This is a genomic window from uncultured Virgibacillus sp. (assembly GCF_947495635.1).
GTDB lineage: Bacteria > Bacillota > Bacilli > Bacillales > Amphibacillaceae > Virgibacillus > Virgibacillus salarius.
The window spans coordinates 1-19541 of the sequence record NZ_CANMAB010000046.1 but is presented as its reverse complement, the minus strand read 5'-3'; the positions used below and the strand labels follow the sequence as shown (position 1 = coordinate 19541).

Sequence of the window (19541 nt, the reverse complement as noted above, 5' to 3'; positions counted from 1 at the left end):
AAAACAGCTACACTTTCTTTAATACGGCTCTAAAGCAATTTAATTCCTGCCAAATTCTAGAAACAATCGCATCGTCAGGTTTAGATAAAGTATAGTAATCATAAAATGTTAGCCCGGTGATATCGATAATTTTAGTAAGTGTCTCGATGGAGATCGTCGGATAATCGAAGGTAAAGATCATTTGACCGTCGTCCTTTAATACGCGTTTAAGTTCTAAAAAGGATTTAATACTATCTTCTTGGCTTAGGTGCTCTAATACGGAGATGCAGAAGACCTTATCAAAAAGCTTATCCTCATAGGGAAGCTGGGTCAATGAACAGCATTGGATGTCTATATTCTGAAGAAAAGCATCTATCTCCTGTTGTTCCACGTTCCGCGGATAAGTTGACACTGCATCATGCAGGATGGCTTCTTTTGATAAAATGCGCTGGTCTATATCGCATGCATAGACGGATCGACATACGTTTGCTAAATAGAATTTTAATGGATGGGCAATCCCACATGCTGCATCTAGTACCGTATCTTTTTCATGAGCAAACTGTTTTACCCATTCATATTCATAAAATCTAGTTTCCCAAGTATTTGGCAGTGGAAAGATAAATTCGCGAGAGGAAGGATCAGTAATACGAAAAAATCGAGAGTGTGTATAATCCACTAGTCTAATTCTCCTTTATAATTTATGATCATTCGTTTCATCAGTATATGTAGGAGATAAAGAGATTGCTTTAATAAAATGAAAAACAGGCTCTCGGAATTTCAAGCGAGGAGTGGTTGTATGAATATACATTTAAGAAGGAAAAACATGATTTTGTGAGAAAATACTAAGAAACACAATTACTTAAGAGAGGAGCAAAAACATTGGTGTCATTATCCCTAATATCTCAAGAAGAAAAGCAAATTCTTTATAATTTATATTCTCTCTATTTACATGATCTTTCTAGCTTTACAAATGATTTAGATATATCGGCAGATGGTTCATTTGCATATGATTCTTTTGATTTGATCTGGGAGACGGATGGCTTAACACCATATTTCCTTAAAGACAGCGAAAAAATTGTTGGGTTCTTACTCCTATTAGAAAGGCCTTTTTTAAAAAAAGATTATGATTATAGTATTAATGATATTTTTATGTTAAGGAAGTTTAGAGGTCAAGGGATTGCAATTTTGCTATTAAAGGAGCTGTTTAAGCAGAAAAGAGGGAAATACGTTGTAGCTGAATTAGCTAAGAATAAACCTGCTGTTTCATTTTGGAGAAAGGCTTATCAGAAGCTAAATATCAACTTTGAAGAAAAGAAGCAAGTGATTGATAATGAAGTATGCTTCGTACAGACTTTTCGAGTTTAAGGAAGATTGTGATTGGAGTAATGTATCGTTATTATCCTATAGAATAGAAGGATTATGGAAGAAGGTTTTATGCATAAGGATTCGTAGATTATGGTTATCTACGGAGAAGATGTAATTAACCATAGAATAATAGTTTTTAAGTTCTGGATGTTGTTTAGAAGAAATGGGAAACAAAAAATATATGCTTGCGATATATACTAATATAAATGGGTTATCAATACTGGTAACCTATTTATTTCTAATTCTAAAATTAGGGCAGCCAAAAAAACCATTATTAAAATTTTAAAAGACGACATAATAGAGAAAATGCTATCTTTCCTAACAAAAACAAATAAACATAAAAACCAAATACTATTCCTCAGTAAATGTCCAATGGGTTCAAAGGCCATTAGGTTATACCCTTGTGGTATGAGCAATCAGTTGGGGATAAACAAAATCCCCTCTGATTGAAGTTTCACTTTATGTTATTGCTTTGTAAAGTAGTCAATGCTGACGCTGAAATATTCTGAAAGTAATTGTAATTTTTGGATACTAGGTATGCTATGGTTTGCTTCATAACGTTGAACTTGTCTGGTGCTAACGTTTAATACTTTAGCTAGATCCGTTTGTTTCAAATTGTTTTCTTCTCGGATGTTCTTCAATTTACTTCCAATATTCATAGATGTGTTCTCCTTTTTCGCATTGACGCGACATATAACGTCAGGTAAAATGTAAGCAATAAACGACATTATATGTCGTGTTGGGTTTGATTGTTTATATTTATCTATAAATATAGATGAGACAATCCAGACTTTCAATGAGTATGTTTAATTTTATTTCGGTAAGTGAGGTGGTAATTTTAAGTAATTATCTTAGATTGCAGCTAAAAATACACCTCAGGGGGATTGTAAAAATTGAATGTATTAAAATCAAGCAAATTTATTACAATTACAGTAATTCTCACATTAATTTTAAGCTTGCTTTATACCACTATTTTTTTAATCGATACTGCTAGTGCAAATGATTCTCCGAGATACAAAACGTTTTTTAGTTTAGACAGAGGTAATATTACATATGATGATGGCAGACCACCATCTATTGGCTATGTTGATCGAATAACAGAAAATAATCCACTTGGTGGTGCGATTCTGGGTACGCGCTTCAAAGTTGATGAAAATGGTGTTATTGTTTATTGCCTGAATTGGGATTTAGATTCTCCATTGTTAGAAAAGGATGGAGGAAACGAGTATAAGAAGACATCTGAACGTTTAACTAAAGAAGAATACACTGCTATGGTCTATGCATATGGCAACGACCAAGATATTACGAATGAATATACAATCAACGGGAAAAAGCTGACAGAAGATCAACGTTATTATGTTTCTCAAGTAGCGCTGTACATTGTCTCTCATGATATGAATAGTAAAAATATTACGATCGATTCTTTAATTAAACACACTCGTGGTGAGATAGATCATGAGATTTCTGAGGAATTATATAAAATTATTGAGAAACACGTGGATTATATTGAGAACAATTTACTTGATGTTCCAGCAGAAGAAGATTTACATATTAAACTTGAAGGGCAAGCAAACAAACTTGTACAGAATGGAACATATTTCGAATCAGATGTTTTACAGCTAAAAGTCAATAATCAAAATGCTAAAGTGGTTTTTACAAAGAAAAACCTTTACAACGCATATTTTGTTGATCTTGAAGGTAATACTGTAACGGATGATTATATATTAGATGGGAATGCGTTTAAGATTCGTTTGAACGCAAAGGATATTGAGGAAAAAGGGAAAATTGAACTAGCTTTTAAAGCTACTACAGATATTGAAAATGTCTATAAATATGAACCACGCTACCAAGATAGTGACAAGCGTGGACAGGGTGTAGATGGAGAAAAGCTACAACGAATAACATGGATGGAAACAGATACAAAGGAAGCTAATGTAAGTGTTTCTATCAATTATGACATTGTAAAGGGAGACCTTGTTATTCATAAAACGGATGTCGGGACAGGTGAATCACTTGAAGGAGCAACCTTTGAAATAAAGGATGAAAAAGGTAATATTGTCTCTACCATGACAACGAATAAACAAGGATTGGCAATAACAGAAGGTTTAACTTTCGGGAAATACACATACCAAGAGATAGAAGCGCCAGCTGGTTATGTGCTTGATGAAAATATATACGAGATTGCGGTCTTAGAAAACGGGGAAGTTACAGCTGAAATAACAAATGACATCATCCGTGGGAACTTTGAGCTAAACAAAGTAGATGAAAAGACTAATGAACCACTAGAAGGAGCAACGTTTGAAATTAAAGATGTAGAGGGGAATCATATTTCTACGGTAACAACGAATAAACAAGGATTAGCAATGGTGGAAGGCTTGCCTTTTGGGAAGTACACATATCAAGAAGTAGAAGCACCAGAGGGTTATGAAATTGACCAAACCGTTTACGAGTTTGCCATAGAAGAAAACGGCAAAACTGTAAACGTTACCATGAAGAACAATGCTAAGAAAGCAAGTACTAACGAACAGCAATCAAAAGAAGCTCCGAAAAAATTACCAAAAACAGGAGATAAAACGAACACGATAAATTATATGTTAGGTAGTCTTTTCCTAGCGGCAGCAGTTATACTCGCAAGGTTGGTACGTAAAAAAGAAAACAATGAATCAAATTAGGATATTCCAGCTGTATAAGAAGAGGGTTGGGGAGTAACTAAAACAGTCTAATGTAAAGCAAATAATGCATGATGCTATTTGGGGAATGTACGTAGACACTTTGAAATTGAAGAACGCTTTTTCTGCATGTGATGTATCGTTGCCGAAGCCTTCCTTGTCTTGCACGAGTATAGGCAACGACGAGACCTCATAGTGTCAGCACGAGAATGCTAACCCGCCCCCCAACGGAAAGCGAAGTAGCTTCGTTACACGAACCATCATTTATCCCACATATAACTGTCAGTAATCCCCCCACTTCAAGCAATATAGTGAAATGGGGGGGACTGCCAGTAAATGACCGATTGGTTCCAATTCCTTTAGGTCATACCCTTGTGGACCGAACAATCGGTGGGGGATAAACTAAACCACTACTGGTTGAAGTTGCACTTTATAGTTGTTTGCTCTTTGTTAGATTAAGATACGTTTGTCTCCGCCTTCTTTTAAGGAGTAGATCGAGCAAATGAAAAAGGTAACAGTTTTCATAATCATTTTATTTACTTTAATTGGTATAACTTTTTTTGTGTCTCCATATCTAAAAGAATACGTAATGAATAAGAAAATTAATAAAGTAGTTGCAGAAATTAAAAAATCTGATAGTGAAACGTTGAAGGATAATAGGGAGAAGAAGCAAAAGGAAGAAGAAATTATTGACTTACCGTCTGAATATGATGTTTTAAAGAATATTAATTATACAGGGAACCCAGTTGCATATTTGTTCATTCCTTCTACCGAGTTAGAACTTCCCATTTTTAGTACAGTTAATAATAACAATCTTCTAATGGGAGCAGGCGAAATGAAGAAATATGATGATCTGGGAAAAGGTAATTATGCACTGGCAGGGCATCGAATGAAGGAAAAGGGCTTGTTATTTCATGATGTAGCTCGTTTGTCTATTCATGATGTAATATATGTAACCGATCTAGATAAAGTATATAAATATGTCATTAACCGTGTAAGAAAGGTCGATGAAAAAGATTACTTTATTATCGATGATAATGGAAAAGATGAAATTACACTGATCACTTGCGATATTCCGAGTAAACCAGAAAGTAGAGTTGTAGCTAGTGGAGATCTTGTTGAAGTGTTTGATTATGGAACTAAAGATTTAAAATCCGTTAGAAAATAAGACAAAGTAAGTGGGTTCAGCTCATGAAGAGGCTGCTCCATTATTGAGGTAGGGGAAGCATTTAGTAAGAAGAGGGCTGTCTTCTAGGACGGCCCTCTTTGAACTTGGTTATTATTGACCATACCATTGTTTGTTATTTTGAATTTGTGCATGGTGCTCTGGGTGCCAATAGTCGACGGAATATGCGTAATCATAGTTCATAATACAGCGTATTCCACTGCCCTGCGGGTCATGGCCTAGTCCATAGTTGTGGGAAAACTCATGCTGTGCAGCTTTTGAAGTGTTCGTTATTCCTTGATCTAAGTTAACACTATATGCTGTTCCTGGAGCTGAATTATATACGTATGCAATTCCTCCCGCATCAAAGTTTGCATCTTTAGTAAATCCAGTTACAAAATCATAAGGTTCGTTAGACCAGTCTCTTTGTAAATCCGCCAAAATTTGTTCGCTACTTCCACCTTGTGATGTCCAGCTTGCTACCGCTTGTACTTCAAAGTCAATTCCATGATCACGAATAAATGCATCATCTGTATTCTCTATAATTTGTTGGACACGATCTTGCCAATCGCTATAGGCTGCTCGGTACTCCTCATCGGCTACTGCAAGTACAGTTACTGTCTTTGTTGCCTGTGGTTGTAACTCTCCCCTCTCTTTATACTTGTTTGTAGAGGTAGTTTTCTTCGTTGTTTTGACCTTTTTCACATTACCGTTTTCATCTAATACGTTCACTTTAGTTGATTGTTCAATTTTGGCTGGCCCTTGTTCTGGTGCAAATTCTTTCGCTTTTGGTAGTGTTTCAACGTAAGTAGATGTTGCTGCTGGCTGGTCATGGTGTTGATGCTGATCAGCTAATCCTGTAGTGGGTATTGCCAAAAGTGTTAAGATAAGAATAAGTGCAATAGAAGAAATTCTTTTCATGTATATCCTCTCCCTTTTTGGTTGTTATTTTCTGATTTCGTGAAATATTCGTAATATCCTTCTAATTATTGTAAAAACAGGAATTATTACCTAAAAAATGGCTGTTTTTAGGTATAAGGACTAGAATAATAGTGGTAGTTTAATAGATAATTTTAGTAAATGAAACTAGTCTAGTAGTGCATATTGATTTACGTCATTATTACAATGATCGTGAAAAATTATATTGGGGAGATAAGCAGATGAATTTGTATAATACAATTAAAAATGAAAAAGAATATTGGCTTGTTGATCAAGTCAAACAGGAAGGTATATCCACAGAAGCTTATATGGAAATGTTTCAAAAGCTATTAGGAGAATGGCAGGAGGGAAACATTGGTTATATTTCCGTACTGATGGATGAAGTGCACGAGCAAGAATTAAAGCAGCTTGGCTTTACGAAAATCTCCACAATTGTCGAGTATACAAGAACGTTGGAGGACATTCCGATTTTAGATGGTGAGATACAAGCTTATTCGCTATCAGAGAGTAATATGAGTGATCAAGTTTTTGCTAGCCTTTATCAAGCTTGTCGGTCAGGCTCGGCGAATAAAAACAAACAGCAGACGATTGAACAGATCATGCAATCCTTACACCATGAATTGGGAGCTCATTGGCGTGATCACTGTTTTTATTTTACGTCTAATAATGAAAAACTTGGTATAGCTATTCCTCACATTGAGATGGGTACAACTGATGAAGGGAGGATGTTTTACTTTGGTGTTGTACCAGAATGGAGGGGAAAAGGCTATGGTGCTAAACTACATCTTCATACTCTATCATTGTTAAAACTATTCCATGCTACGTATTATGTTGGTAGTACAGATGAAGCTAATACGAACATGATAGCAATCTTTAAACGAAATGGCTGTATGCTTAGAGATCGAAAAGGTATTTATCGATTGGAGAATAAAATAAATGCTGAGTAGCATCGCTTTTCAGCAAAGGCTGCTACCTGGATTTGTATGGTTGATTAATCGAAGCTTATGCAAAGTGGGTAGTAATGATAGTAGAACATGCACCATCAGTGAGGGATGATCGAAATTACCTCACTGATGGAAGGTTCACGTATACGGCCATTTTTGTTTTAATGCTTCGATAAATGCTTCCACGTTTTTTTTACTTTTCATGATTGGTGAATAAACGTAGGAGAATGTTCGATTGAAGGTTGTGTTGTTTAGTCGGAGAATAGCGAGTTGGTTCTGTTGAACATCTCGCTCTATTACGCTATGCGAAAGCAGCGATAGCCCCATTCCTTTGATAACACTTTCTTTAACCCCTTGATTACTACTTATTGTAAGTATCGATTTCGCTTTTACCCCATTTGAACGAATGACATGATTAAGGTATTCCCTTGTACCAGAGCCTTCTTCTCGGGTCACCCAGGCTTGATTATGCAGTTCCTTCATCGTGATGGTAGCTTTCTTTGCTAGTGGATGGTTGGTCGCAGCTAGAACATATAATTCATCCTGCATAAATGGATAAACAGAAAGCTCTTTATCATTCGTCTGCCCTTCAATTAAACCGATATCAACCTGGAATAGTCGTACTCGCTGGACAATTTCTTCTGTGTTGCCAATGACTACTTCGAGAGTAAGCTCAGGGTATTTATCTTGAAGCTCAACGAGTAAATCGGGAATGATATATTCTCCAATGGTGAAGCTGGCGCCAATTTTTAAATTGCCTTTAATAGTCTGGTGATGTTCCATGATATCCTGCTTTGTCTGTTCGTAGATTGTTAGAATTTGTTTAGCACGGTGGTATAGCACCTCTCCAGTGGGCGAAATTTGCATGGATTTAGGTGAACGTATGATTAATTCTGTACCGAACTCTTTCTCTAAATTTTTTATATGCAGGCTGACACTAGGTTGTGATATATGTAATTTCTCAGCTGTCTTCGTAAAATTCCTTTCCTCTACTAACGCGACATAGGTGCGCAATGCATCATAGTACAAGTTAAACTTCTCCCCTTATTATTAATATTACTAATAGTTATAATTATATATATGTATTTTACTAATAATAATACTTTCGGTAAAGTTTAAGTAGAAACCACTTAAAGGAAGTGTCGGTAATGGGGAAAGCAATTGGTAACCATCAGGCAGATAAGTATGCCTTTGTGAAAGGGGTAGGTATTACATTACTTATCGCTATTATTGCAAAGTATGTTGCTCAGCTACCATTCTTATCAATTATGGGACAGTTAGTTATCGCAATTATTATCGGAATGGTATGGAAAGCGACTATCGGTGTTCGGGAAAATTTACAGGCTGGGGTGACATTCTCGAATAAGAAATTATTGCGCTTTGGCATTATCTTATTAGGAATGCGGTTAAACTTAGCCGATATTTATAACGCGGGTATTGGCGTATTTCTAATTGCTGCTATATGTCTGGTAGTAACTTTATTTATTGTTTATGGGTTAACAAAATGGTTTGGTGTAGGCAAACGACTTGGAATCTTAACGGCATGTGGAACAGCTATTTGCGGTGCGGCTGCTGTTGTAGCTATCGCGCCACAAGTAAAAGCGAAGGATGATGAAACAGCAGTAGGTGCTGCCACTGTTGCTGTATTAGGAACGATTTTTACATTAATTTATACGGTTTTATATACAGCTTTACATTTATCACCAGCTGGTTACGGTGTATTCACTGGGGCAACACTGCATGAAGTAGCTCATGTGGTGGCAGCAGCTACGGCTGGAGGGAATGATGCCGTAGATTTAGCCGTTATTGTCAAATTAACACGGGTGGCATTACTAGTGCCAGTAGCTATCATCATTGGTTATCTCTTTCAGCGAGGTAGTGGGCAAACAGAAAGCAGGCTATCCATGTCTATCATTCCTTGGTTTATTATAGGATTTATTGCAATGAGCGGATTTAATACCCTTGGGATTGTATCCGAGGAGGTTGCAGGAGTAATTGTTAATATCGCTTACTTGCTTATTGCTATGGCAATGGCAGGTCTCGGTTTAAATGTCGATATAAAAACCTTCCGCAAATTAGGTATGAAATCATTTGCTGCGGGAATCATTGGTTCGGTTATTTTAGCTGTTTTAGGGTATACACTTGTAGTGTTATTCTCTATAAATTAAGCCAAATCGTTTTTTAATAATATAATGTGTGTAAATGTAATTATCATAGTTTTCGAATACCGATATAATATCGTTTGTCTAGCGATTTATATCGGTTATTTGAGTCTCTTAAAATTATCGTGAAGTGTTATTAAAAAAGTAGCAGTTACCATTTTTTATCCCCCTGTGGATATATTAAAACGCACCTGATTTCTATTATTAATGACCCTCATGGATTAAAGTATTATGTAGATATTTAGGATATAAATGGTTTTTTAGCAGTGAAAGGTATAAATGAGCTATTGCTTAAATACTATCTTTTTTATCTTGCTAAGTTGATTTGTAGGTATTAAGATTCATTTTCACACTTGGGTGACAGGAAATATTGACGGATGTTATTCGTTAGCGGAAGATATAAAAAAAGGGCTGAAAAAGGAGGTCTTTTTTTGAAAGCTATTCTCGTCGATGATGAACAGCTGGCATTAGATTTCCTAGAGCGGAAGCTTCATCAGATAGGTAATGTACAAATTATTGATAAATTCATTGATCCTCTTCAAGCAAAGAATTGCATTTTACGATCTCATGTCGATGTCGTCTTTTTAGATATTCATTTACCAGAGATAAATGGTTTGCAGCTAGCTGAGCAAATAATGGAAAGCAAGCCAAATATAACGATCGTTTTTGTAACCATCTATGATCAATATGCTGTACATGCTTTTGAAATTAACGCATTAGATTATGTTGTCAAACCTTTACAACTGGATCGATTACATAAAACTGTATCACGTATAAATGCACGTCTTGCTATGCCTCAACAGGAGTCTCCAGGCGAAAAGAGTAAGATTCAAGTAAATGTTTGTAGACAGCTAACAATTGTAAACGAAGCAGGTAAAGCTGAAACTTTAAGTTGGCGGACAGCCCGAGCACAAGAGCTATTTCTCTATTTATTGCAAAATAGAGAACAGCCTGTTCGGAAATCAGTCTTAATTGATCTATTTTGGAACGATTGTGATTTAGATAAAATATACCCCCTGTTGTATACGACGGTATATAATATGCGTAAAACGTTAAAAAGGTATAGCCACCATTTTTATATCCAGAGTACGAAAGAAGGGTATATTCTTCGTACAGAGGATGTAACAATTGATGTTGAGGAATGGGAAAGAAGGCTTAATTCAGCACAGCCGCTTATTTTGGAAGCGGTTGAAGAATATGAGGAGATTATGAATGTATACACAGGTGCCTATCTTCAGGAATATGATTATTGGTGGGCGGAGGCTGAACGACATCGACTTGAGCAAACTTGGCTTGATTTTTCGTTTCAATTAGCTGAACTTTATCAGAAAAAAGGAGATATAAAAAAAGCAATACATTGGTATACCAATATATGTAATCAACAGCCAGGTACGGAAGAAGCTTACGTAGCCTTAATGAAATTATATGCTATGGAGGGTAATCCTAAATTAGTTGACCAACAATTTGACCAGTTAAACAGGGATATGTTAGTTGAATTAAACATAACGCCAAGTCTTGAAACCATTCAATGGTACAATCATTGGAAGAAAGTTAGTAAGTAAATTTCTTGTATGCTATTGCTTAAAGGATTAATTATCGCTACTGATAGACGGATTACTGACAAAATGGTTGCGAGGTATTTAAACTTCTGTTCAGAACAATGTTGTATATAGTTATATAAGGATTAAATGAGCTTTATTAATCCTTCAGAATGATAAAAAATATTTGTTTTAATCTCTTCTTTACAGGCATTGGCGTTCTCTTCTAGTTGAGAAGAAAAAAATCGAATGATAGGGTGATATAGTGTAACGAATACGGCGCAAAAAACCTGATGTGATTGATCCAAATTACATCAGGTTTTTCTCATATATACAAGATAACCTAAAACCATTATACAGTCGTATTCTACAAATTAATAAAGTGATCGAAATGGTCTGATTATCGATCCAATTGACTAATAGGAGACAAATCTCATTTACGGCTGAGTTTTCGGTACGCAGAAGCTTACGGTGGTTCCTTTATCTGGAATGCTTGTAATGTCTAATCCTTGTCCATACGCTTTGATTAATCGATGATTCGTATTAGCTAATCCAACCCCACTAGTGCTAAGGTGGTTATTAAGAATCTTGTCAGCCTTCCATTTTTCCATACCTATACCATCATCTGCAATAGTTACTTTAAAAAAAGCATCATGATTTATAAGTTGTATGCGAACATTACCACCCTGAGTCCGTTTTAGTATGCCATGATGGATCGCATTCTCAACGAGTGTTTGAATAGCCATTGGTGGTATCATCAGGCTATTGTTCTCCTCAAGATCCCAATCTACATTTATTCTGTCGCCAAATCGTTCCTTCTCTATATATAAATAGGAGCGAATCAAATCAAGCTCATCTGCTAACGGAATAGTTGTCTCTGTGTTTTTTCCATCAAAGCTTCTTTGTAAGTAATTTCCGAATTCATTAAGCAGGTGGATCATTCTTTTCGTATCAATTTCACTTAATGATGCAATCGTATTTAACGTATTAAATAAGAAGTGCGGCTGTATTTGCGCTTGTAACCATGCAGCTTCTATCTGAAGATGTTTTTTAATAGATGTTCTTAGGTTCGTTAAAGCTCGAACACGTGACTTTAGCTCTAAGGATTCTGCCGGCTTTATTACATAATCGTTTGCACCTGAAAGAAAGGCAGTGTGTATATCTTCTGATTCGTTACGTGCAGTAAGTAGTAGAATGGGTAATTCTGAAATAGAATATTGTTTACGGATATGTCTGGTCAATTCGTATCCAGACATATTTGGCATCATAACATCGGAAATGATTAAATCCCACTCCCGTTGGTGAAGCAACGTTAATGCCTCCTTTCCAGAATTTGCTGTCGAAATATAAAACTCTGAACTAAGCATTTTCGTTAAGATTTGTAAATTAATCGGGTCGTCATCGACGAGAATAATTCTTTGTTTATTATCCCCTTCCTCCTCTAAGGGAGAGAATTCAGGTGTTTCTGACTTTAAGTCTCCCAATGGTTTTAACGTATCTGAAGGGGAATGAATGGTTGTAGCAACTTCTGATTCTCCTTTTTTATGATCAGTATTTTTAGCTATTGGTAATGTGAAAGAAAATATAGAACCTTTACCAGGCGTAGACTCGACATGGATTGATCCGCCGTGTAGCTCAATTAGCTGTTTGCATATGCTTAACCCAAGTCCAATTCCTCCAATACCTGAATTCGTATCTGTGTTTTCCTGTTCATACGGTAGAAAGATTTTTTGTAACGTACGATTATCCATTCCCCGTCCTGTATCTGTTATATGAATAATTGCCATGTGATTCTTTCTACTCGCAGTGACGGTAATTGTCCCTTCATCTGAATATTTAACCGCATTGTGAAGCAGATTAAATAATATTTGGATCAAACGATTTTCATCAGCAAATACGTAAGGGAACGATTCTGGTATAACAACCTTAAAAGTTATTGGTTTCCGTTGGGTCATAAATTGGAGCATATCTACCACACCATTTGTAATAGTTTGTACATGAACGCGCTGTTTTTGTAATTGTACGTTTGGTTCCTTCAAACGTGTTATATCAAGGATGTCATTCAATGTGTAGGACATGCGACGACCTATCATAACTAATAGTTGTAAGTGTTCCTTGTCTTTTATGGAAAAAGAGCCTGAAGTTAGTATCGTTTCCGCGATGTTGATGATACCATGAAGTGGATTCCGTAATTCATGAGCTGCATTTGCTAAAAACTCATCTTTTATCTTATCCACCCTTTTTAATTCTATGGCTTGACGTTCATTTTGCTTCGCAATATGCAAATGGAGTCGAAATAGATAACAAGCAAATAAAATCACTGCAATGATGATATCAAACGGATAATAGGTTAACTCCAGCCATTTTCCCTTTATTGCTCCCCACACCGTACTATTAACCATACTTATTACTGATAATAATAAGTAGATGGCATCTCTTTTCCCGTTACGTATCGACTTCCAAATTAAAACGATTGTATATATATAAGGAATATAGCTTAGTTTTAATGTGATTCGTCCAATATAAAAAGTATATGGAAAAGGGGATACTAAAAGCACAATTGACAAAACACAGAATAATATTAAAATCCAACGTGAGAGTAGTACTTGTTTTGAGTTGAAAAGTACTTGCTTAATAAATAGAAGAGCAAAAAGATTTATATAAATATAAGGTATATAATTAAGCTTTATCGACCATTCATAATTTATTGGCAACCAATGAAGTAATAGCTTACTATCATCTAATAAGGTTGCAAACATGGAAGAAATAAGAACTAGAGAAAAATAAACTAACTCTGTTTTTCTATTTCCAATTATATAAAGAATAAATGCATATACACAGTGTAAAAGTAAAATAATGAAGGTCATAACTTCCAGGTTTTTTAAGGAATTCGTTTCATGATTAATCGCTTGTGCCGTTCCAAATTTGATAGGTTTTATGATTCCACCAGAATGATAGTCATAGTTTGCTACATGTATGATAATTTCCATAGTATTTGCTTCTGTTTGAAAGAAAGTGGAAAAGGGGAGTGATTCAGGTTTGTATTGGTTTGGATATTTTGCTGGCTTCCCCGAGCCTCCAATGAGTTTACCACTGATGTAAATGTCGAAAGCTGATGCAATTCGTTGTATTTGCACACCATAGAGTTTTTCTTTACTTTTAGGGAGTAAAACCTGTAGACGATATGTGCCGTAACCATATGGGGATCGCTTGTCTACACTATTTTGCGACTTTTCAGGAACAGTAATAAAATGGTTAACCGCTTTAGCACGTTTGTCAAAAGAGCTAGGGGTTAGAAATTGATTTGGATAAAATTCCCATTCTCCATCAAGGGTAATCAAATGATAATTCGTAAACTTCCAATTTTGAAAATCTATTACCCCATCCTTGGCATGTGGATGGTCTGGTGTTTTATGATAAGTAATCCAGATAATTCGAATACTGTTTAGCGTTAGGAGTAATAGACTAATGATTAGAAAAATCTTTCTATTGGTTAACGGGTTCATGTTTTTCATCCTCTAAAAATCAATGAATACATAATTTGTAATCAATGATTATGGTGGTAGATTTCATTTATTATACCGTCAATTGTTAAATTGATAATATTGAACATTGTTTCAAAAATTTGAATATAGTTACATCTACGATATAGAAACGCTTGTCATTGTAGAGAGCAATATATTACAATCAATAACTCTTATTCATGACATTTTTTGAAAATTTAATGACTTTATTTCGTTTGTTGATCCCAATTTTTTTATATGCATGACTTACATAATCCCTTATAGTCTTTTCACTTAAATGTAGCGTAATGGCAATTTCTTTATTGTTATACTCTTTGTATAAAAGATAGAGAATATCTAGCTCACGTAACGTAACAACTATTCCTCGCTGCAGTAACCTAAATTTCATTCTCTGTTTATCTTGTAATTGAATTATTTGAATATGATTCAGGATGAGCTTAGGTATCTCCCCGGATAAAATATAATGACTATGGTAGACATTTCGTATACTATTAATAAAATTTCTACTATTAATATTGTTTAGTATAAAACCATTGACCCCTTCTTCTAGTCCTCTAAGTACTAAGTCTTGATGACAATCTTGCATCATATAGATAATCTTAATATGATTAACTATACGTTTTAAAGCAATCGTTGTTTGGATAACATTGATATTCTTCACTTTAGTATTGAATATAATAACATCTGGTTTTCGTTCTTTTGCTGTTTTAAATAGTTGATTCTTATTAAGCGTTGTTCCCAATAATTTCATATCCGCTTCTTTTTCTATAATTAGTCTTAGACCGTTACTAAAAAATTTCATCATAATCAACATACAATATCCTAATCATTTGCAACATCTCCAAAAAGTGAAATATCAAGATAGATAATTAATTATTTCTATAAACTAAACATAAGGTATGTTTCTAAACATATTCTCTACATCTATTTTTTTACGAACAGTTTAGAATCAATGGTGGCAAAGTACGGAGGCATTGATATGAAGTTTAGGCTAGTAACTAAGAAATTACTTTAAATAAGGGGTGTTTGATGATATTGGGAATCAGCTAAGCTACAATATATCAACAGAAATAATAGGGAAAGATGATACCGAATATAAGACTTTAAAATATGAAATTAATTATAGTTCGTTTTTTTATTAAAATAATTAATATAGCACCTGAAATATGCGAGACTCCTTGAAAAAGAAGAACGCTTTTTCTGCGTGCGATGTATTGCTGCCGAAGCCTTCCTTATCTAACGGGAACAGCACGGCCTGAGCTAACTTGGTAACGTGTTTTTCTTTACCAAGTTAGCTCAGGCCGTGCCCGCGGAAAGCGAGTATATTTTCATGGTGCGGCGATGATACTCCTATCGATAACATGATTATTCGTATTTTGAGTAATGAAGTTGTGTTTTGACCCAGCCACTTATAAAACTCGAGACCTTACATGTCAAAAACGCTTTCGCTTTCTACTTTGCAGATGCGTACAGCATATGTACGATACCATTCATCCCTGCCTTTCCTTTGAGCAGCTTGGTGAACAGCATGTTGCTTCCAATGATGAATTGCCTCTAGCGAATTCCAATAGGATATCGTAATACCAAGTCCTTTCTCGCGAACGCTCTCAACCCCTAGAAAACCTTCTTGCTTAGCGGCTAATTCTACCATTTTTTCAGCCATTTTATTATAACCGTTATCATTCTCCGTACGTTTTGATGTGAAAATAGCTGCGTAATATGGTGGTTTAGGTGTTTTGGCTATATCAGACATGGACATACCTCCCAGATAGTTAATTACCTTATTATATGTTTATACACGGTTGAATAATAGCATAATAACAAATTTATCCCGCATATAACTGGCAGTAAGAACGCACTTTCAGAAATAAAGTGAAACCATAAGGATAAGTATGGTTTAAACTGCCAGTAAATGTCCGATTGGTTCACCTACCAATCCGTGGGGATAACCCACCCACGGATTGAAGTTTTACTTTATCCCGCATATAACTGGCAGTAAGAACGCACTTTCAGAAATAAAGTGAAATCATAAGGATAAGTATGGTTTAAACTGCCAGTAAATGTCCGATTGGTTCACCTACCAATCCGTGGGGATAAACCACCCACGGATTGAATTTTCATTTACTGTTTGTTCTATTTAAAAAAAGTTCATGCTTAACGGAGACGCACGCCTGTACAGACAAAAAATAACAAGAAAGTAAGTTAGTCTATGGGAAATGATGGTGGGGAATCATTAGTGTTCCGGTAAATACTTCCTTTTGGCGACAACTGATTAGCAGTATAACAACGTGATATCTTACCAAGGCTTTTTCACCTAGGAGTCTACGTGTTGTTCCTCTACTAACATGAGACTGGTAAAGCACAAGCCGAATGATTCAAATAATAATAGTTCGGCTTGTGCTTTACCTAAAATACGTTTGTCGTAGCATCTCTACCACCACCAATATGGGCGGTATGGACCAAACCTCCTTATTCCATAGAATGGAAAACCAAATAGACCGAATGGCCCGAAGAAGGGAAACAATCGCTGGTCATTAGCGTCATTTCGATTTGTATCTTGATCAGGAGTAGGAATTAATAAATATAATTGATTGTCATCGAAACTGTGTAAAATACCTATATAGGTACTTCCGTCATTTACTTCAATCTGAATATATTGATATAACTGTTGTTTACAAAAATCCTTCATATCTACCTGTTGTTTTACGTTCCAGTTGTTCTCATGCATTGGCTGATAGTCAGCGTGGCTACTTTCCATATGATAATGCGAATGGTTCATCCCATCGACCTCCTTATGTTCACCCATATGTTATTCATCTGTGACGAAAAATGTGCAATTGTTTACAAATGGATGTTTGTCATATTTGTTCTTTAGCAATAGAGGTGGCCAAGCAGAGAACCTGCTGTTTGTGGAATCAATTGATAACAGTAGTGGGTTTCAATTGTGTTTTAATTTCACTGTTCCACAGCTTCATTTTTTCAAGAGCGTAACCATCTGATAGAATATCATTTGGCTTATTTCCTTTACCAATGACATAGTCGACAAATTCCATATCCATATATTGAAAAATATAATTGAATTGCTGAATAAGAGGTAATGCCGCCGTTTTGGGGTCTGGTTTTTCACCTGTGACAATAACATAGGCTTTTTTTCCACGGAATGCTTCCCAAAAATCAATTCGCTTATCCTTCATGTATTGACTCCAGCGATCGAAGAATATTTTCATTTGACCAGACATTCCAAACCAATATACTGGCGTAACAAAGAAGTACGTATCATACTTCAAGAATTCAAAAAAGAGCGCTTCATAATCATCATCTACTGTTTCAAATCCATCTTTATCATGTCGTTGGTCGATGATCGGATTTAGCTGTTTATCTAGTAAGAACACACGCTTATGTTCGATGCCGTCTAAAGCTTTATCTGTAAGGTAAGCTGTATTGCCGTCTTTCCTTGAACTACCTAAAAGTGTCATGATTTTCATCATTTTTCCTCTCCTTTGTAATGATGCTATAAATAGCATATACTAATTACATAATTCAGTAAAATAGATATATTTGAACATTTAGTTCAATAAAATTGATATAAAGGAAGAGAAGTATGGAACTACGTCAGCTTATTACGTTTAAAACGATTGTCGATGTTGGTGGATTTAAGAAAGCTGCAGAGACATTAGGATATGCGCAATCATCGATTACAGCACATATAAAGGATTTGGAAAAGGAATTGGGACATCCACTATTTGATCGTATGGGAAAAAAGGTCGTTCTCACACAGGCTGGAAAAAACTTTCTACCTTACGCAACAGAGATTATTCAACTTTACTCCAAATCCAAGGCTGCGATTCATTCTAGTAGTGAGCCAGCTGGTCCATTAACAATTGGTGCAAGTGAGTCTCTCATGATTTATTGGCTTCCAACGTTGATTATGACATTTCGAAAAAAATTTCCTAAAGTTGAATTAACGCTAAAATCACTTCAATATGACAACTTGGAAGGACAGCTGAAACGAGGAGATATAGATGTCGCTGTTTTAGTGGAGGAGAATAATTGGTCTCATGATGAATTAATTATTCATAAAATAGCGGAGGATAAGCTATCTTTAGTACAGCCCACAGATCATTGCTCTTCATCAACTGCTGAAACAATGCTCGTAACGGAATATGCTTGTAGTTGGCGGCCAATAATTGATCAGCATATAAAAGCGATCGGCAACAGCTCGGTTACCAAAGTGGAGCTACCAAGTATTGAAGCAATTAAACAATGTGTACTATGCGGCCTTGGTAATACAATGCTCCCTTATTTCACTATAAAAGAAAAACTACAGGAAGGTAAACTCGTAGAAATGCCATCCCGTAGCCCATCGAATACAATTGGGATATATACAGCTATCCATAAGAATAAATGGCTATCGCCTAATCTACAAGCATTTTTGGAGTTGATTAGGGAGCAATTTTAGATATTGTAGTAGTTTTATCCCGTACATAACTGGCAGTAAGCTCCCCACTTCAAACAATAAAGTGAAACCAATTGGTAAGTAGCTGGCACTGACTGCCGGTAAATGTCCGATTGGTTCAAAGATCTTTTAGGTCATGCCCTTATTTCCACTGCTTGAAGTTTTACTTTATATAGTGGACTTTTGAACAATATACGGATCGTTAACGTCTACGTAAGTGTCCATTGTAATCATGACAACGATGACAAGCAGAATCGAACACGAAGTTAATTTTTTGGAAGTGTAAATCCAAGTAGATATAAAACAAGAGGAGAAATGCATAGACAAATTTATAAACATTGGAATATAGTATTGTAGCGATATTGAGAGGGAGGTGTAAGCATTGAGGCAACCTAGACCAATGAAGCACCACCCAAGATTTTGTTTTCCGCGAGGGTATAGGTGGTGTGGTCCTGGCTGTAGCGGTCCTGGAGAGCCGATAAATGACGTTGATGCAGCCTGCAAAGCCCATGATGAATGCTATCAAAAATACGGAGATCCATGCAGATGTGATCGAGAATTTATGAAGCGTCTCCAATCTAAAATAGACCCAACGACAGAGAAAGGGAGACATGCTCGCACGTTATACAAATATATGCGACTACAAACGGCATTCACTTGTGGTTTTAAAAATCGCAGATAAGTACATGTTAAGCCATGAGATTCTAACTCATGGTTATTTTAATAAGTTAAGAAAGTATAAAATCAGTGCAATGACTGCGTTAAGCCAAGTAGTTATTTTGAAATGTTAGATGTATATT

General features: G+C 35.7%; 17 protein-coding genes. 8 read left to right on the top strand and 9 right to left on the bottom strand.

Annotated elements, in window-relative coordinates; genetic code table 11:
* Positions 1-7: 7 nt before the first annotated feature.
* Entirely contained in the window at positions 8-655 is a 648-nt protein-coding gene (locus Q1A47_RS11355; RefSeq protein ID WP_166529989.1) for a bifunctional 2-polyprenyl-6-hydroxyphenol methylase/3-demethylubiquinol 3-O-methyltransferase UbiG, read from the bottom strand.
* Between the two features lie 203 nt (positions 656-858).
* On the opposite strand from Q1A47_RS11355, the gene Q1A47_RS11350 reads away from it, so the two are divergent.
* A complete protein-coding gene (locus Q1A47_RS11350; protein WP_026682327.1) occupies positions 859-1344 on the top strand; it encodes a GNAT family N-acetyltransferase in 486 nt (161 codons plus the stop codon).
* Between the two features lie 464 nt (positions 1345-1808).
* Here Q1A47_RS11350 and Q1A47_RS11345 read toward each other — a convergent pair whose 3' ends face one another.
* Positions 1809-2003 (bottom strand): helix-turn-helix domain-containing protein, encoded by a 195-nt coding sequence (locus Q1A47_RS11345; protein WP_026682326.1) that lies wholly within the window; start codon positions 2001-2003, stop codon positions 1809-1811.
* Between the two features lie 234 nt (positions 2004-2237).
* On the opposite strand from Q1A47_RS11345, the gene Q1A47_RS11340 reads away from it, so the two are divergent.
* Positions 2238-4016, top strand: a complete 1779-nt coding sequence (locus Q1A47_RS11340; RefSeq protein ID WP_166529990.1) for an LPXTG cell wall anchor domain-containing protein — start codon at positions 2238-2240, stop codon at positions 4014-4016.
* 499 nt (positions 4017-4515) lie between these two features.
* Positions 4516-5181: a class A sortase gene (locus Q1A47_RS11335; protein ID WP_166529991.1), complete on the top strand. Its 666-nt coding sequence runs from the start codon at positions 4516-4518 to the stop codon at positions 5179-5181.
* A 111-nt stretch (positions 5182-5292) separates the two neighbouring features.
* Here Q1A47_RS11335 and Q1A47_RS11330 read toward each other — a convergent pair whose 3' ends face one another.
* Positions 5293-6099, bottom strand: coding sequence for a zinc-dependent metalloprotease (locus Q1A47_RS11330; protein ID WP_166529992.1), 807 nt, complete (start codon positions 6097-6099; stop codon positions 5293-5295).
* A 239-nt stretch (positions 6100-6338) separates the two neighbouring features.
* On the opposite strand from Q1A47_RS11330, the gene Q1A47_RS11325 reads away from it, so the two are divergent.
* Positions 6339-7064: an N-acetyltransferase gene (locus tag Q1A47_RS11325; protein WP_166529993.1), complete on the top strand. Its 726-nt coding sequence runs from the start codon at positions 6339-6341 to the stop codon at positions 7062-7064.
* Between the two features lie 135 nt (positions 7065-7199).
* Here the strand turns inward: Q1A47_RS11325 and Q1A47_RS11320 are convergent, their stop codons facing one another.
* Positions 7200-8090, bottom strand: a complete 891-nt coding sequence (locus tag Q1A47_RS11320; protein ID WP_026682323.1) for a LysR family transcriptional regulator — start codon at positions 8088-8090, stop codon at positions 7200-7202.
* 119 nt (positions 8091-8209) lie between these two features.
* On the opposite strand from Q1A47_RS11320, the gene Q1A47_RS11315 reads away from it, so the two are divergent.
* Positions 8210-9229: a YeiH family protein gene (locus Q1A47_RS11315; protein WP_121604106.1), complete on the top strand. Its 1020-nt coding sequence runs from the start codon at positions 8210-8212 to the stop codon at positions 9227-9229.
* 425 nt (positions 9230-9654) lie between these two features.
* Complete coding sequence (locus Q1A47_RS11310; protein WP_162986323.1) at positions 9655-10785, top strand: response regulator; 1131 nt, start codon at positions 9655-9657, stop codon at positions 10783-10785.
* A gap of 413 nt (positions 10786-11198) precedes the next feature.
* On the opposite strand, the gene Q1A47_RS11305 is transcribed toward Q1A47_RS11310, so the two are convergent.
* From Q1A47_RS11305 to Q1A47_RS11285, 5 genes are all read right to left on the bottom strand, one after another.
* Positions 11199-14267 (bottom strand): ATP-binding protein, encoded by a 3069-nt coding sequence (locus Q1A47_RS11305; protein ID WP_162986322.1) that lies wholly within the window; start codon positions 14265-14267, stop codon positions 11199-11201.
* Between the two features lie 181 nt (positions 14268-14448).
* The gene (locus tag Q1A47_RS11300) at positions 14449-15087 is read right to left on the bottom strand and encodes a response regulator transcription factor (protein WP_299632225.1); all 639 of its coding nucleotides are present in this window, start codon (positions 15085-15087) and stop codon (positions 14449-14451) included.
* 624 nt (positions 15088-15711) lie between these two features.
* Entirely contained in the window at positions 15712-16038 is a 327-nt protein-coding gene (locus tag Q1A47_RS11295) for an antibiotic biosynthesis monooxygenase (protein WP_121604102.1), read from the bottom strand.
* 678 nt (positions 16039-16716) lie between these two features.
* The gene (locus Q1A47_RS11290; protein ID WP_121604101.1) at positions 16717-17064 is read right to left on the bottom strand and encodes a hypothetical protein; all 348 of its coding nucleotides are present in this window, start codon (positions 17062-17064) and stop codon (positions 16717-16719) included.
* A gap of 136 nt (positions 17065-17200) precedes the next feature.
* Positions 17201-17773 (bottom strand): flavodoxin family protein, encoded by a 573-nt coding sequence (locus Q1A47_RS11285; RefSeq protein WP_226983574.1) that lies wholly within the window; start codon positions 17771-17773, stop codon positions 17201-17203.
* 113 nt (positions 17774-17886) lie between these two features.
* Between Q1A47_RS11285 and Q1A47_RS11280 the strand changes: the two genes are divergently transcribed.
* Both Q1A47_RS11280 and Q1A47_RS11275 read left to right on the top strand, forming a co-directional pair.
* Positions 17887-18744: a LysR family transcriptional regulator gene (locus tag Q1A47_RS11280; protein WP_166529994.1), complete on the top strand. Its 858-nt coding sequence runs from the start codon at positions 17887-17889 to the stop codon at positions 18742-18744.
* Positions 18745-19123: 379 nt separating this feature from the next.
* Positions 19124-19423 (top strand): phospholipase, encoded by a 300-nt coding sequence (locus tag Q1A47_RS11275; protein WP_308036004.1) that lies wholly within the window; start codon positions 19124-19126, stop codon positions 19421-19423.
* The last annotated feature ends 118 nt before the right edge of the window (positions 19424-19541 follow it).

Coding starts and splice junctions, on each gene's coding strand:
- Q1A47_RS11280 (WP_166529994.1), top strand. CDS start 17,887: ATGGAACTACGTCAGCTTATTACGTTTAAAACGATTGTCGATGTTGGT.
- Q1A47_RS11325 (WP_166529993.1), top strand. CDS start 6,339: ATGAATTTGTATAATACAATTAAAAATGAAAAAGAATATTGGCTTGTT.
- Q1A47_RS11335 (WP_166529991.1), top strand. CDS start 4,516: ATGAAAAAGGTAACAGTTTTCATAATCATTTTATTTACTTTAATTGGT.
- Q1A47_RS11315 (WP_121604106.1), top strand. CDS start 8,210: ATGGGGAAAGCAATTGGTAACCATCAGGCAGATAAGTATGCCTTTGTG.
- Q1A47_RS11345 (WP_026682326.1), bottom strand. CDS start 2,003: ATGAATATTGGAAGTAAATTGAAGAACATCCGAGAAGAAAACAATTTG.
- Q1A47_RS11305 (WP_162986322.1), bottom strand. CDS start 14,267: ATGAACCCGTTAACCAATAGAAAGATTTTTCTAATCATTAGTCTATTA.
- Q1A47_RS11300 (WP_299632225.1), bottom strand. CDS start 15,087: ATGAAATTTTTTAGTAACGGTCTAAGACTAATTATAGAAAAAGAAGCG.
- Q1A47_RS11290 (WP_121604101.1), bottom strand. CDS start 17,064: ATGAACCATTCGCATTATCATATGGAAAGTAGCCACGCTGACTATCAG.
- Q1A47_RS11330 (WP_166529992.1), bottom strand. CDS start 6,099: ATGAAAAGAATTTCTTCTATTGCACTTATTCTTATCTTAACACTTTTG.
- Q1A47_RS11295 (WP_121604102.1), bottom strand. CDS start 16,038: ATGTCTGATATAGCCAAAACACCTAAACCACCATATTACGCAGCTATT.
- Q1A47_RS11285 (WP_226983574.1), bottom strand. CDS start 17,773: ATGATGAAAATCATGACACTTTTAGGTAGTTCAAGGAAAGACGGCAAT.